Annotated in this window: 15 protein-coding genes; 12 read left to right on the plus strand and 3 right to left on the minus strand. The window is 70.1% G+C overall.

Features of this window, described 5'->3' with window-relative positions:
- Positions 1-7 precede the first annotated feature (7 nt).
- On the minus strand, positions 8-1,018 hold the full coding sequence (locus tag ASD78_RS08470) for an NAD(P)-dependent alcohol dehydrogenase (protein WP_056100244.1): 1,011 nt from the start codon (positions 1,016-1,018) through the stop codon (positions 8-10).
- Between the two features lie 93 nt (positions 1,019-1,111).
- On the opposite strand from ASD78_RS08470, the gene ASD78_RS08475 reads away from it, so the two are divergent.
- The 9 genes from ASD78_RS08475 (at position 1,112) to ASD78_RS08515 (ending at position 9,557) form a co-directional block, all read left to right on the plus strand.
- A complete protein-coding gene (locus ASD78_RS08475; RefSeq protein ID WP_056100246.1) occupies positions 1,112-2,044 on the plus strand; it encodes a LysR family transcriptional regulator in 933 nt (310 codons plus the stop codon).
- A gap of 68 nt (positions 2,045-2,112) precedes the next feature.
- The gene (gene cutA / locus ASD78_RS08480; protein ID WP_055904198.1) at positions 2,113-2,448 is read left to right on the plus strand and encodes a divalent-cation tolerance protein CutA; all 336 of its coding nucleotides are present in this window, start codon (positions 2,113-2,115) and stop codon (positions 2,446-2,448) included.
- Complete coding sequence (gene dsbD, locus ASD78_RS08485; protein WP_162250151.1) at positions 2,441-4,921, plus strand: protein-disulfide reductase DsbD; 2,481 nt, start codon at positions 2,441-2,443, stop codon at positions 4,919-4,921. Before cutA ends, dsbD begins: the two co-directional genes overlap by 8 nt.
- Entirely contained in the window at positions 4,921-5,523 is a 603-nt protein-coding gene (locus tag ASD78_RS08490; RefSeq protein ID WP_082575506.1) for a TlpA disulfide reductase family protein, read from the plus strand. The genes dsbD and ASD78_RS08490 overlap by 1 nt, the downstream gene beginning before the upstream one ends.
- A gap of 309 nt (positions 5,524-5,832) precedes the next feature.
- Complete coding sequence (aroQ, locus tag ASD78_RS08495) at positions 5,833-6,279, plus strand: type II 3-dehydroquinate dehydratase (RefSeq protein ID WP_055904204.1); 447 nt, start codon at positions 5,833-5,835, stop codon at positions 6,277-6,279.
- Positions 6,280-6,321: 42 nt separating this feature from the next.
- On the plus strand, positions 6,322-6,798 hold the full coding sequence (gene accB / locus ASD78_RS08500) for an acetyl-CoA carboxylase biotin carboxyl carrier protein (RefSeq protein WP_055904206.1): 477 nt from the start codon (positions 6,322-6,324) through the stop codon (positions 6,796-6,798).
- A 26-nt stretch (positions 6,799-6,824) separates the two neighbouring features.
- On the plus strand, positions 6,825-7,262 hold the full coding sequence (locus ASD78_RS08505; RefSeq protein WP_056100253.1) for a four helix bundle protein: 438 nt from the start codon (positions 6,825-6,827) through the stop codon (positions 7,260-7,262).
- Positions 7,255-8,622: an acetyl-CoA carboxylase biotin carboxylase subunit gene (gene accC / locus ASD78_RS08510; protein WP_055904209.1), complete on the plus strand. Its 1,368-nt coding sequence runs from the start codon at positions 7,255-7,257 to the stop codon at positions 8,620-8,622. Before ASD78_RS08505 ends, accC begins: the two co-directional genes overlap by 8 nt.
- Before the next feature lie 227 nt (positions 8,623-8,849).
- Entirely contained in the window at positions 8,850-9,557 is a 708-nt protein-coding gene (locus ASD78_RS08515) for a hypothetical protein (RefSeq protein WP_055904212.1), read from the plus strand.
- A gap of 208 nt (positions 9,558-9,765) precedes the next feature.
- On the opposite strand, the gene ASD78_RS08520 is transcribed toward ASD78_RS08515, so the two are convergent.
- Together ASD78_RS08520 and ASD78_RS08525 are read right to left on the minus strand one after the other, a co-directional pair.
- On the minus strand, positions 9,766-10,197 hold the full coding sequence (locus tag ASD78_RS08520; protein ID WP_235566471.1) for a hypothetical protein: 432 nt from the start codon (positions 10,195-10,197) through the stop codon (positions 9,766-9,768).
- On the minus strand, positions 10,194-11,204 hold the full coding sequence (locus ASD78_RS08525) for a hypothetical protein (protein WP_235566472.1): 1,011 nt from the start codon (positions 11,202-11,204) through the stop codon (positions 10,194-10,196). Before ASD78_RS08525 ends, ASD78_RS08520 begins: the two co-directional genes overlap by 4 nt.
- A 222-nt stretch (positions 11,205-11,426) precedes the next feature.
- On the opposite strand from ASD78_RS08525, the gene prmA reads away from it, so the two are divergent.
- The 3 genes from prmA (at position 11,427) to fis (ending at position 13,708) form a co-directional block, all read left to right on the plus strand.
- The gene (gene prmA, locus ASD78_RS08530; RefSeq protein ID WP_056100256.1) at positions 11,427-12,347 is read left to right on the plus strand and encodes a 50S ribosomal protein L11 methyltransferase; all 921 of its coding nucleotides are present in this window, start codon (positions 11,427-11,429) and stop codon (positions 12,345-12,347) included.
- Between the two features lie 47 nt (positions 12,348-12,394).
- Positions 12,395-13,315, plus strand: coding sequence for a DUF3426 domain-containing protein (locus ASD78_RS08535; protein WP_056100258.1), 921 nt, complete (start codon positions 12,395-12,397; stop codon positions 13,313-13,315).
- A 120-nt stretch (positions 13,316-13,435) separates the two neighbouring features.
- Positions 13,436-13,708, plus strand: coding sequence for a DNA-binding transcriptional regulator Fis (fis, locus tag ASD78_RS08540; protein ID WP_055904222.1), 273 nt, complete (start codon positions 13,436-13,438; stop codon positions 13,706-13,708).
- The last annotated feature ends 621 nt before the right edge of the window (positions 13,709-14,329 follow it).

The following is a 14,329-nucleotide window of genomic DNA, read 5'->3' on the forward strand; positions in this document are numbered from 1 at the left end:
TCGTCGCTCAATCGAACACGATCACCGGCTTGCCCAGCGCGCGCTGCTGGGCGACCGAGGCGATCGCCGCCGCCGCGTCGTCGAAGCCGAACAGCTCGCCGACCACCGGTTCGATGCGGTGGCGTTCCAGCGCGGCCAGGAATTCGGCGAAGTCGCGTGCGCTGCCGACGCTGACGCCGTGGATGTTGAGCTGGCGCGACATGATCGGGCCGATCAGGTTGCCGGCGACCTCGAAGCCGCCGAGGAAACCGACGATCGTGATATGCGCGTTGTCCGCCGCCGCACCGAGCAGTTCGATCAGCGCCGGTCCGCCGACCACGTCGACGATGCCGTCGACGCCGCGGCCATCGCTGAGCTCGCGCACCGCCGCGGCCAGATCGGGACGCTGGCGATAGTCGATCACCGCGCTCGCACCCAGCGCGCGCAGGCGCTCGGCCTTGGCCGGATCGCCGCTGGTCGCGATCACCTGCACGCCCTCGGCCACCGCCAGCTGCAAGGCCATCAGCGAAACGCTGCCGCTGCCCTGCACCAGCAGGCGCGCGCCGGGCGCCAGCCCGAGCTTGCGCAGTGCCGCCCATGCGGTCAGGCCCGACACCGGCAGGGTCGCGGCCTGGGCCGCGCTCAGGTAGGCCGGCGCCGGCAGCACCGCCGTGGCCGGCAGCAGGATCGAACGCGCCAGCCAGCCGTCGCGCGGGCCGCCGAGCTTGCTCGCGTGGTTGGCGGAACGGAAGCCGCCGTCCAGCCAGGCGGTGGTGTAGTGACCGAGCACGCGCTGACCGATGCTCAGGCCGCTCACGCCCTCGCCCAGGGCCTCGATCCGGCCGACGCCATCGGACAGCGGCACGAACGGGCGCGGCAGGTCGGCCTGGTAGCGCCCGGTGGCCAGGGCGTAGTCGCGGTAGTTGATCGAGGCGGCTTCGGTGCGGATCCGCACCTCGCCGGGGCCGGGCATCGGCTCGGGCAGGCGCACGCGGCGCAGGCTGTCGAGGCTGTGGCCTTGCAGTTGGTAGGCGTCCATGGGGTGTCTCCTAGGCGGGAGACACAGGCTATTGTTGAATCGGCATTGGATATAGGATCAGCCGATCAAGTCTTTATTGAGAAAGGCGCAACAATGGTCGGCGGCCTGCACTCCGAACTGGAAGCCTTCGAAGCCATCCTCCAACAGGGCAGCTTCACCGCCGCCGCGCGCCAGCTGGGCGTGACCACCGGCGCGATCACCCGCCGCCTGCATGCGCTGGAGACCCGGCTCGGCGCCAAGCTGCTGAACCGTTCGACCCGCCGCCTCAGCCTGACCGAGTCCGGCCGCCACTACTACGCCGCGATCGCGCCGGCGCTGGAACAGATCGCCGCCGCGGCCGAGCGCGTGCACGACCTCGCCGGCGAGCCGCGCGGCGAGCTGCGGGTGTCGCTGCCGATGAACTTCGGCCGGCTCTACGTGATGCCGCAGTTGCCCGCGTTCCTGCAGCGCTGGCCCGGGATCGCCCTGGACGCGCAGTTCGACGACCGCTACGTCGACCTGATCGGCGAGGGCTATGACCTGGCGATCCGGATCGGCGCGCTCGACGATTCGCGCCTGGTCGCGCGCCGGCTCGCCGACACCCGCCGGATCCTGGTCGCGTCCCCGGATTACCTGCAGCGCCGCGGCGCACCGCGCGCGCCCGCCGATCTGGTCGGCCACGACTGCCTGCACTACACCCTGTTCCGCGACGTCGCGACCTGGGAGTTCCACCGCGGCCGCGAAACCCTGCGGGTGCCGGTGCGCGGCCGCCTGCGTTCGAACTACGGCGCGCCCCTGGTCGACGCCGCGCTGGCCGGCGGCGGCATCCTGCAGACGGCGACCTTCGCCGTCGCCGAGGAACTCGCCGACGGCCGCCTGTGCGAGGTGCTGCCGGACTGGAGCCTGGTCCCGATCGGCATCTACGCGGTCTACCCGGGCCGCGAGTACCGGCCGCGCAAGGTCGAGGTCTTCATCGACTTCCTGGAGGAGGCGATCGGCCGGCCCGCGCATTGGCAACGCCTGCTCGCCCGCGCCCCAGGCGATTGAGCGCGGAACACTGCGTGGCCAGGTCCACGGTCGCCGCGCCCAGGGACGGGCATTACACTGCGCCCCTCATGGCCGAACCCTCACCCGTGCGCCTGGTCTTCAGCAGCTGCCCCGATGCGGTCAGCGCCGACGCGATCGCGCAGGCGCTGGTCGGCGAGCGCCTGGCCGCCTGCGTGAGCCGGCTGCCCGGGATGCGCTCGACCTACCGCTGGCAAGGCGCGGTCGAAAGTGCGGACGAGGTCCAGCTGCTGATCAAGACCAGCGCCGACCGCCTCGACGCCCTGATCGCGCGGCTGCGGGCCCTGCATCCCTATGAACTGCCGGAGGCTGTCGCGGTCGAAGCCTGCGGCGGCCTGCCCCAGTACCTGCACTGGGTGGCCGAACAGACCCGTGACGATGACTGAACTCCGAGTTTTCCGCCGGCGCGCGCGCGCCGGTTACGCCGCCGCCTTGCTTGCGCTCGGGCTGTCGCTGTCCGGCCCCGCGCCGGCGATCGACGAGTCCGATCTGCTGCCGGTCGACCAGGCCTTCGTGCTCAGCGCCGACGCGGCCGCGCCCGACCGCATCGGCCTGCGCTGGAAGATCGCCGACGGCTACTACCTTTATAAGCACCGCATTTCGGTCAAGGCCGACCCGGCGTTCGCGGCGCAGGCCTTGCAGTTGCCCAAGGGCGACAAGCACAAGGACGAGTTCTTCGGCGAGGTCGAGACCTACCGCAGCGCCCTGAGCGCGACCCTGCCCGGCCGGGCCGGCGCCGGCCGCGTGAGCCTGCAGGTGAAATACCAGGGCTGCGCCGATGCCGGCATCTGCTACCCGCCGCAGACCCGCAACCTGGTCGTGAACCTGCCCGCGGCCGCTGCCGCCGCGAGTTCGGACGAACCGCTGGTCGCTTTCGGCAATGCCGCCAATCGCAGCGCTCCGCCGCTGAGCGGGGGCCTGCTCGGTGGCGCGCCCGCCGCCGCGGCCGGCGCCGACGCGCTGCCGCTGCCGCCGGAACAGGCCTTCGGCTTCGAAGCCATCCCCGGCGACGGCAACACCCTGCTGCTGCGCTTCACTCCGGCGCGCGGTTATTACCTGTACCGCGACAAGACCTCGTTCAAGCTCGACGCGGCCGCGACCAAGGCCGGCATCGCCCTGGGCGCGCCGCAATGGCCGCGCGGCAGCGCGCACCGCGACGAGCACTTCGGCCAGGTCACGGTGTTCTTCGACCAGATCGACGTGCCGCTGCCGCTGCGGCGCACGCGTGAAGACGCGGCCAAGCTGGTGCTGACCGCGAACTTCATGGGCTGCCAGACCGACGGCATCTGCTATCCGCCGATGACCCGCAAGATCGCGATCGATCTGCCGCGCGGCAAACTGACGCCGGCGACCGACGCCGCCGCGTCCGCCGACGCGAACGCGGGCACCGATGCCGGCACGGCCCTGCCGCAAACCGGCGATGCAGCCGCGCCGGACGTGGAGGCTGCGACCACGGCAAGCGCGAACGTCGCCCCCGTTGCGGACGCCCCGGCGACCGCCGCAACGGCCGCCGCCAATGCGAACGCCAACCAGAGCGCCAGTCAGAACGCCGCCGCCTCCGGCGAAGCCGACGACAGCCGCCTCGCCGCCGCTCTATCCGGCCCGAACCGCTATGTCGCGCTGCTGAGCTTCCTCGGCTTCGGCCTGCTGCTGTCGTTCACGCCCTGCGTGCTGCCGATGATCCCGATCCTGTCGGGCCTGATCGCCGGACACGGCCCCGGCATCGGCGCGCGCCGCGCGTTCGCCTTGTCGCTGGTGTACGTGCTGGCCAACGCGCTGGTGTTCACCGTGGCCGGCGTGATCGTGGCCAGCGTCGGCGCCAATCTGCAGATCCTGTTCCAGACCCCGTGGGTGATCGTCGCCTTCGCCCTGCTGTTCGTGCTGCTGTCGCTGTCCAGCTTCGGCCTGTACGAACTGCAGCTGCCGAACTCCCTGCGCAGCCTGCTGGGCACGATCAGCGACCGCCAGCGCGGCGGCTCCTGGGTCGGCGTGGCGGTAATGGGCGCCTTGTCGGCGCTGATCGTCGGCCCCTGCGTGGCGCCGCCGCTGGCCGCGGCGGTGCTCTACATCGGCCAGACCGGCGACAAGCTGTTCGGCGGCGCCGCCCTGTTCCTGCTGGCGATGGGCATGGGCGTGCCGCTGCTCGCCTTCGGCGTCGCCGCCGGCAAGGGCCTGCCGACCAGCGGGCCATGGATGGTCGCGGTGCAGCGCGCGTTCGGCTTCGTGTTCCTGGGCCTGGCGGTGTGGATGCTGTCGCGGATCCTGCCCGGTCCGGCGGTGTTGGCGTTGTGGGGCGTGCTGCTGTTCGGCGCCGCGGCCGCGATCGGCCTGGCCGCGAGCAAACCCGGCGCGCGCGACGGCGTGCGCACGCTGGCCTGGACCGCAGCCCTGCTGCTGGGCGTGACCGGCGTGGTCCAGGCGGTCGGCGCCTTGGCCGGCAGCCAGGACCCGCTGCAGCCGCTGGCCGGCCTGCGCGGCGGCCAGGCCGCGGCGCACGCCGAACTGCCGTTTCGCACCATCAAGTCGGTCGCCGACCTGGAGCGCGAAGTCGCCGCAGCCAAGGCCGCCGGCCAGCCGCTGATGCTGGACTTCTACGCCGACTGGTGCGTGTCCTGCAAAGAGATGGAGAAGTACACCTTCACCCAGCCCGAAGTGCGGGCCGCGCTGAAGGGCTTCGTCCTGCTCAAGGCCGACGTGACCGCCAACGACGACGCCGACGCGGCGCTGATGAAGCAGCTCGGCATCGTCGGCCCGCCGGCCACGCTGTACTACCGCGGCGGCGTCGAGCGTCGCGAACTGCGTTTGTTCGGTTTCGAGGAAGCGCCCAAGTTCGTCGCGCGCGTGCAGCGGGCGCGCTGATGGGCGCGAACGCGAAGATCCTGCTGGTCGCAGGCATCGCCGGCGTGCTCGGCGCCGGGCTCGGCCTGTGGCTCAACGGCCCCGGCCCGCTGCTGCGCACCGAAGCCGGCCAGCGCGTGCTGCAGGGCGTGATCGCCTCGACCGCGCCCAAGCCGCCGGCCGACCTGCCCGTGGCCTCGCGCGGCGCGCCGGTGCCGGTGATCGAACTGGCGGCCCTGAACGGCCCGCCGGTGCGCCTGCCCTCGGCCTACCCGGGCCGGCCGCTGCTGATCAACCTCTGGGCCAGCTGGTGCGGGCCCTGCATCAAGGAAATGCCGGAACTGGACCGCTACGCCGCCAGCCAGGGCGCCCACGGCACCCAGGTGGTCGGCATCGCCCTGGACGACGCCGACGCGGTGCGCGACTTCCTGCAGCAGGTGCCGGTGCGCTACCCGATCCTGCTCGACCAGGCCGGCCCACGCGATGCCGGCGTGCAGTTGGGCAATCCCAAGGGCGTGCTGCCCTACACCGCCCTGGTCTCGGCCGAGGGCCGGCTGCTCAAGCAGAAGATCGGGCCGTTCGAGCCCGGCGAACTCGAAGCCTGGGTCGGCCAGCCGCACTGAGCGCCGCCAGGCCCGATGTCCGCTAACCCGAACGTCTACCAACCGATCGTCCTTCAACACGCCGGCAAGCGGCGGCGTTTGACATCGGCGGCGCTCGACCGCAACTTGCAGGAAGCGAATCGGGCCGCCAGTCCACGGCAACGTCGGCCATCGCGCCGGCAACGTTCCGGCAGCACCCCGGAATTTAGAGTCGCCACTCAAACAACTGCTTAAATTGTAACAACTTCGCCGATTTGGCGGCGAACTTCTGGACATGGCACCGGCCTTCACGCACACTGCCGCCCTTTGAAGGCCACCGTCCCGGTTCCGATGGCGAAGCTCCTGGTCCTGCACGGCCCCAACCTCAACCTGCTCGGCACACGCGAGCCGGAGGTCTACGGCCGCGCCACGCTGGCGCAGATCGACGCCGACCTGCGCGGCCGCGCCGAGGCCGCCGGGCACACGTTCGACAGCCTGCAGTCCAACGCCGAGCACGTCCTGGTCGAGCGCATCCAGGCCGCGCGCGAGGACGGCACCGCCCTGATCCTGATCAACCCGGCCGCGTTCACCCATACCAGCGTGGCGATCCGCGACGCCCTGGCCGCGGTGGCGATCCCCTTCATCGAGATCCACCTGTCCAACCCGCACCGCCGCGAAGACTTCCGCCGCACCAGCTACTTCAGCGACCTGGCGCTGGGCGTGATCTGCGGCTTCGGCGCCGACAGCTACCGCTACGCGCTGGATGCCGCGCTGCAGCGGCTCGATCCCCAATCCTGAAACCACCGCCCCGCGACCCGGGGCACTACCTGAGGCCCGTCCATGGACCTGCGCAAAATCAAGAAACTCATCGACCTGCTCGAGGAATCCAACCTCGCCGAGATCGAGATCAAGGAGGGCGAGGAGTCGGTGCGCCTGGCGCGCACGCCCAAGGGCGGCTACGCCGTGGCCGCACCGATGATGCAGGCCGCGCCGATGGCCGAGCGCCCGCAGCAGGCGATGCCGATGCACTCGCCGACCGAAGCCGCCACCGGCGGCAGCGCCAAGCCCAACGACCTGCCCGACGGCCACGTCGTGCGCGCGCCGATGGTCGGCACCTTCTACACCTCGCCCTCGCCGGACAAACCCGCCTTCGTCAGCGTCGGCCAGTCGGTCAAGGCCGGCGACACCCTGGGCATCATCGAGGCGATGAAGATGTTCAACCCGATCGAAGCCGACGTGTCCGGCACCGTGCTCAAGGTGATGGCCGAAAGCGGCCAGCCGATCGAGTTCGATCAGCCGCTGTTCGTGATCGGCTGAGCCGATCACGACGGGATTCGAGATTCGTGATTCGGGATTCGGAAAAGCAGCGGCCGCATGAGCGCCTTGAGGTCTGGCGCGACGCCATGTCGCTGGTCGAAACGATCTATCGGATCACCGCCTCATTTCCCGACACGGAGCGACTGGGACTGGCCATGCAGTTGCGCAGAGCCGCCGTGAGCGTTCCGTCGAACATTGCCGAAGGCGCAGCGCGTCGCTCGCGGCAGGAATATCTGCGATTCCTGGCGATGGCGCGCGGCTCGCTCGCCGAGGTCAGCACTCAGTACGAGATCGCCCGCCGCCTCGGCTACCTCACCGACGACGCCGCGGACGCCGACCTGCTGGACCGAACGTTCGCCCGTCTCAATGCTCTGATCCGGTCACTCGACTCATCGCCGCGCACCGTCCGCGAGACGCACGCGCATTACGAATCCCTAATCTCGAATCCCGAATCCCATGCTTGATAAAGTCGTCATCGCCAATCGCGGCGAAATCGCATTGCGGATCCTGCGCGCCTGCCACGCGCTGGGCATCCGCACGGTCGCGGTGCATTCCACCGTCGACCGCAACCTCAAGCACGTCGCCATGGCCGACGAGTCGGTCTGCATCGGCCCGGCGCCGTCGACCGAGAGCTACCTCAACATGGCCTCGATCATCGCCGCGGCCGAAGTCACCGACGCCCAGGCGATCCATCCCGGCTACGGCTTCCTCAGCGAGAACGCCGACTTCGCCGAGCGCGTCGAGCAGTCCGGCTTCATCTTCATCGGGCCCAAGGCCGACACCATCCGCCTGATGGGCGACAAGGTCGAGGCGATCCGCGCGATGAAGGAGGCCGGCGTGCCCTGCGTGCCCGGCAGCGGCGGCCCGCTCGGCGACGACAACGCCGCCAACATCAAGATCGCCCGCGAGATCGGCTACCCGATCATCGTCAAGGCCGCCGGCGGCGGCGGCGGTCGCGGCATGCGCGTGGTCCACACCGAGGCGCACCTCAACGCCGCGATCCAGACCACCAAATCCGAGGCCAAGGCCGCGTTCGGCAACGACATGGTCTACATGGAGAAGTTCCTCGAGAACCCGCGCCATGTCGAGATCCAGGTCCTCGCCGACGGCCAGGGCAATGCGATCCACCTGGGCGAGCGCGACTGCTCGATGCAGCGCCGCCACCAGAAGGTGGTCGAGGAAGCGCCGGCGCCGGGCATCAGCCTCGAACAGCGCGCCGAGATCGGCAAGGTCTGCGTCGAGGCCTGCATCCGCATCGGCTACCGCGGCGCGGGCACGTTTGAATTCCTGTACGAGAACGGCCGCTTCTACTTCATCGAGATGAACACCCGCATCCAGGTCGAGCATCCGGTCACCGAACTGGTCACCGGCATCGACCTGGTGCGCGAGCAGCTGATGATCGCCGCCGGCCACAAGCTGTCGATCCAGCAGAGCGACGTGGTCCTGTCCGGCCACGCCATCGAATGCCGCATCAACGCCGAGGACCCGGACAGCTTCCTGCCCAGCCCCGGCCTGATCCAGCACTTCCATGCCCCGGGCGGCCCGGGCGTGCGCGTGGACAGCCACATCTACGAGGGTTACCGCGTCCCGGCCAACTACGACTCGATGATCGGCAAGCTGATCGTGCACGGCCCCGACCGCGAGACCGCGATCGCGCGCATGCGCGTGGCCCTGAGCGAGATGGTCGTGGACGGCATCAAGACCAATATCCCGCTGCAGCAGCGGATCCTGTCAGACGCCGGCTTCCAGCAAGGCGGGATGAACATCCACTACCTGGAAAAGCGGCTCAAGGAACAGAAGGAAAAGTCGATCTCGATCGTCTGATCGCGGCGGCGGCAAACCATGAGGGCGGCGTCGGGCGACCGGCGCCGCCTTTTTCGTGGGCGCGAGGCGCGCGGCGCCGGCGGGGCGCCGCCTGATCGGTCCGGCGCCGCGCCCGTCGCAGGGTGTGCCCCCGGCATCATGTTTTTGCGTACTCTTTGCCGCGCCCAGCCGTACGGCCCCCGCCCGTATCCGGCGGCGATCCCCAACCCAATCAGGTAATCCCCCGTATGAAACACGGAATTTTCGTACTGACCGCCGCTGCGATCCTGTCGCTGAGCGCCTGCAAGAAAGCCGAACAGGCCGCCCCCGCGGCCGAGCCCGAGGCAGCCGCGGCCACCAGCGCCGCCGCCACGCCCGCCCCCGAAGCGGCGCCCGCTCCTGCCGCCGCCCCGGCCGAGCCCAGCGCCGAAGATGAGGAGCGCGCCAAGGCCCAGGCCAAGCTCGACTTCGCGACCATGGAAGACGGCTACCTCAACGACCCCAAGGGCCAGTGGGCGACCGCGGCCAAGGCCAGCTCGTCCTACGGCTCGGCCGACGGCAAGGACTCGACCGTGAAGGAGTCCTACACCCCCTACCAGGCCATCGGCCCGGCCAACGACGAATCCTGGAGCAACAAGAACCAGAGCGTCGGCTTCGACTGGATCGAGCTGAGCTACGACAAGCCGGTCAGCGCCAGCGAAGTGCGTGTCGCGCTGGAAGGCGGCAACGGCGCCAAGGGCATCACCAAGATCGAACTGATCGACACCGCCGGCCAGGCGCACACGGTCTGGAGCGGCCTGAGCGACAGCAAGCGCGACGAGCGCGGCGGCCGCACCTGGATCGTGCGCAAGTTCGAGCCGACGGCCTACCAGGCCAAGAGCGTCAAAGTGACCTTCGCCAACAACGTCGAGAACGGCTACAGCTACGTCGACGCGGTACAGCTGGTCGGCGGCTGACAGTCGCGGCGCGCGCCCGTTCCCGAGTGCGGGAGCGGGCGAGACCGAGGCGCAGGCTGCGTTGCGCCGAAGCGCACCATCGCGTCACATCGGATGCCCGCGCCGGTGCGGTTGTCGCCGCAGGCTACGGCTGCCGGCGAAACCGGGCGACACCCAGACATGGGGGTGCGCCGCGACGCTCGTAGCGAATCCTTCGATCCCTACGCGCTCAATCCAGGTTGCGCTGTACCGACACGTCGACCTCGACGCCGTTCAGATCCGGCGTGGGCAGCGTCGTGCGGATCGGCAGGCGCGACTGCTGCGTACCCGGGATCGGTTGCGCGCCGGTGCTGGACGCCGGGCTCACGATCATCACGTACTCGCTGGAGCCGTCGGGCCAGACCACCTTGAAAGTGCTGCCGGGCGGCAACGACGAGAACGGTGCGCCGCTCTGCGCCCGGTACATCGCCGCGACCTGGGCCGAGCTGGCGCGCCGGCTCTGTTCGGGCGAGTGCACCGTGGTCACCGCGACCTGCGAGAGCTCGCTGTAGTCGTCGGCGAGCACGTCGATCACGACCCCGGCCGCGCCCACCGAATAAGCGGCGAACAGCAGGATCCAGAAACCGAGTTTGGCCTTGTTTACAAAGCGCTTGTCTTTCATTTGGTTGTCCTCGCTCCGCCGACAAGACCGTCGACCAGGTCGTTCATCACTTCCGTTCCCTGACGCGGCACCGCCGCATCGAAAACGAAACCGCTGAAGTCCTGGCTCGGGTCCTGCGAGCAGATGCCTCCGTTGGCGCAATACGTCGTCATCAGCACGCTGTCGGGGCTGCAATCCAGCCCCAGTCTGCAAGCGGCCAGCTGCCAGGCCAGTTCCGAGAACTGGGTACCGGCGACCGGTCCGTAAAAGTTGCGGCGACCGCTGGAAGCGATGCCCATCTTCGGCGAGATCGCGAAGAAGGCTTCCGGGTCCAGCGAATTGCGTACCCGATCGACCAGATCGCGCACGTAGTCCTCGTCGTCGTTCAGAGGCTCGTCCATACCCAGCAGCGCCGCTTCCGCGGGCAGGCTGCCGGCCTTGGCCGCGCGCACGCGGTTGGCCAGGATGGTCGCGTACGACAGATCGTCGTCGGGGGTGAAACGCGCGCAGCGCTGGCCGACGCGGTTGCGCGCCGCGACCATCGCCGCCGAGGTGCGCAGGTTCATGCCGGCGATCGCCTGGGTGTCGCGGCCGTAATCGGCGGGCGATGCGGCGTAGCCCGAGCAATAGTCGAGCACGCGGCTGTACATCCAGGTTTCCGCGGGCTGGCCGGCACGCACCGCCGGGCCCAGCTCCTGGGCGTAGCCGTACAGGTCGTCGCTGTGTTCGAAACGCTCGCGCAGCCGCGCCGCGGGCGACAAGGCGCGGCTGAGCGCGGGTGCGCCGCCGCGGGCGTCGGCCACGCCGACGGTCGCGCTCGCGACCGCGCCGGTGCCGGCCGCGGCCGGCACCGCGATCGGCTTGGGCGCGTCCTGGGTCTCGACCGGGCTGCGGCGCGCGTACAGCACGCCACCGGCGAGCAGGGCCAAGGCGGCGACCAGCAACACCGGACGGCCCGACGCGAACACGCCGGCCCGAGCCGCGGGCGGCGCCTGCTTGTCGAGTTCGGATGTCAGCAAGTCGGACATTCGGTCCTGGTCTGGGCCGGGTGCAGAAGAGTGGGCCGGACCCGCCCGCCGCGTAAGCGCACGCGGAGCCGGGGCCACACTGATGGCACAAATAGTAAAGCAAGCCGCCAGCCGCCGCCGAAACGCCCGGCCAATGGCCGCGCGGGCCGTACCGGCGGGGGTCCAGGCCAGAATCCCCGCCGAGGGTGGGATAATGCCGGCCCGTAATCCGCCGCGACCTCGATGCCCTTCCTCGAACTGACCCTGCGTTGCCGCGAATCCGAGCAGCCCCGCTACGAGACCGCGCTGGACGACGTCGGCGCGCTGGCCGTGACCATGCTCGACGCCGACGCCGATACCGACGACGAGCACGCCATCCTCGAGCCCGGCGTCGGCGAAACCCCGTTGTGGGAGGAGATCGTGCTCAGCGCCCTGTTCCCGCACGACACCGACGCGCTGGTGCTGCTGGCCGCGCTGGAGTCCTTCGACGCCGGCCTGGACTGGAGCCAGGCGCGTTTCCGCGCGGTCGAGGACCAGGACTGGGAACGCGCCTGGATGGACCAGTACGTGCCGCTGCATTTCGGCGCGCGGACCTGGATCGTGCCCTGGAACCACGACCTGCCCGCAGGCGCCGACGCGGCCGACGCCGCGGTGATCCGGCTGGACCCGGGCCTGGCCTTCGGCTCGGGCACCCACCCGACCACCGCGCTGTGCCTGCAGTGGCTGGACGGCCTGGCCGCCGACGGAGTCCTGGACGGCGCGCGCGTGCTCGATTTCGGCTGCGGCTCGGGCATCCTCGCCCTGGCGGCGCTCAAGCTCGGCGCCGCCCACGCGGTCGGCGTCGACAACGACCCGCAGGCCCTGCTCGCCAGCGCCGACAATGCCGAACGCAACGGCGTCGCCGCGCGCCTGGACGTGCATCTGCCGCAGGACGAACCGCCCGCAACCTACCCGGTCGTGGTCGCCAACATTCTGGCTTCTGCCCTGATCGCGCTGGCCGATACCCTGGCCGCACGCGTCGCGCCGGGCGGCCGCATCGCGCTGTCGGGCATCCTCCACGGCCAGGAAGAAGACGTGCTGGCGCGCTACGCCGACGCCTTCGAAGACCTGCGCGCCGATCGCCTCGAAGACTGGATGCGCGTCACGGGCACGCGTCGCCGTTGAGCCCGGGGGGGCGGACAGCGGCGAAGCCGGCGTGCTTGAATACGCCGATGTTCGTCGCCTGCCCCCATTGCGGATTCCTGGTCGCGCTGATCCTGCCGCCTGCCGGTACCGGTGCGCGCGTAGCGCCGCAACGCTGCCCGCGTTGCGAGCGGCCGTTGCAAGCCGATGCTGCGGCCGATACGGCCGATGCCACCGCCGAGCCCGATGTCGTCCAGTCCGAGCGGGACGAAGCCGAGCGACTCAGCGCGGACGCCGACAGCCCTGCCGAACTCGCCGCTGACGATGCCGGCGACGTAGCGGCCGTGGTCGAAGCCACCGCCGAAGCCGACACCGGCGCCGAGCCGATGGCCGACGCGACCGCCGCCGTGCCGTCGCTGGAGGAATCGATCGCCGCGTCCTCCCTGCCCAACGCACGCACGCGGCCGGCCCGCCCCGCACGCGCCGGCCGCGCCAAGCGCGACGCACCCAGTTTCGTACGCGGCACCGCCGCCGCGCCCGCCCCCCGTCGCGATTGGCGCGCATTCGCCGCCATCGGCGCACTGCTGCTCGCCTTGGCGCTGCAGTTGGTTCTGGCCCAACGCCAGGAACTCGCCGCCGACGCGCGCTGGCGACCGCTGGTCGGCGCGCTGTGCGGCGTGCTGCGCTGCAGCCTGCCGCCCTGGCACGAGCCCGCCGCCTACACCATGCTCGGCCGCAACGTACGGCCCAGCCCCGGCGCGACCGGTGTACTGCGCGTCAACGCCAGCTTCCGCAACGACGCACGCTGGCCGCAACGCTGGCCGACGCTGCTGCTGACCTTGTCCGACGTCGACGGTCGGGAAGTCGGGCAGCGCGCGTTCGCCCCGTCCGACTACCGGCGCGACCACAAGCCCACCGACGAACTCGCTCCCGGGCAGAGCGCTTCGGTGCAACTGGACGTGGTCGAACCGGCGCCCCACATCGTCGCATTCACCTTCGATTTCCAATAAAACTGCGACGGTCGCGTTGTCCGCCGCGACCGCTGCGCGCTAGACTCCCCCTCCCGCCCGTCCGCCGCGCCCTGCGCCAGGCACCCGCCCGGCGGAACGACACTGCACCAGGGGATACGCTTGAACGCCGCAACCGATCGCAACGAAGCTACCCGCAGCGGACCGCGCGTCCCGCTGCGCGACCACGTGGCCACCTCGATCCGGCGCTACCTGGGCGACCTCAACGGCAGCGGCACCGAGAACCTCTACGAGATCGCCCTGCGCGAACTCGAAATCCCGCTGTTCGCCGAAGTCCTGCAGCACTGCGACGGCAACCAGAGCCGCGCCGCCTCCATGCTCGGCATCCACCGCGCCACCCTGCGCAAGAAGCTGCGCGAGTACGGGCTGGAGTAATTGCGCCGTCGCGCAGCGCGTTTTGCGCGCTGGGACGCTTGTTTTTCGCTGTTTTCTGCCAATTCGGCGCGTCGCACTGCGCGCTGGCGCCTGCCGTCGCCTGCCGAACACTCGCATCGGCACCGATCGGTATCCGGATAGCGTCTCCGACGAGCGGAACAGAAACCGCCGAAAATCGTGGGCAATCGCTCACTACCACCAACGGCCCTGACGCGGCCATTCGCCGGCGCAGCGCGCTGCTGCCGTTGCCGTTGCCGTTGCCGTTGCCGTTGCCGTTGCCGTTGCCGTTGCCGCGGCATTGAAATCCATTGAGCCGCACCACGACGAACAACCGTAGACCCGAAGGGCGGCGCGCAGGACGCGCGCCGTTTTTCGAGGAACAGGATGTTAAATCCATTGAGCCGCACCACGACGAACAACCGTAGACCCGAAGGGCGGCGCGCAGGACGCGCGCCGTTTTTCGAGGAACAGGATGTTCCTTCGAAAAATCCCCGCGCCAGCTCCGACCTCGCACGGGAGGGTTGTCAAGGCAAGCCCTTCTCTTTGGTTACTTTCTCTTGGGCTAGCAAGAGAAAGTGACCCGCACGCGCAGCGGGCGGAAGCTGTTGCTTAAGAACGAAA

It is taken from the genome of Lysobacter sp. Root667, from assembly GCF_001427715.1.
Lineage (GTDB): Bacteria > Pseudomonadota > Gammaproteobacteria > Xanthomonadales > Xanthomonadaceae > Lysobacter.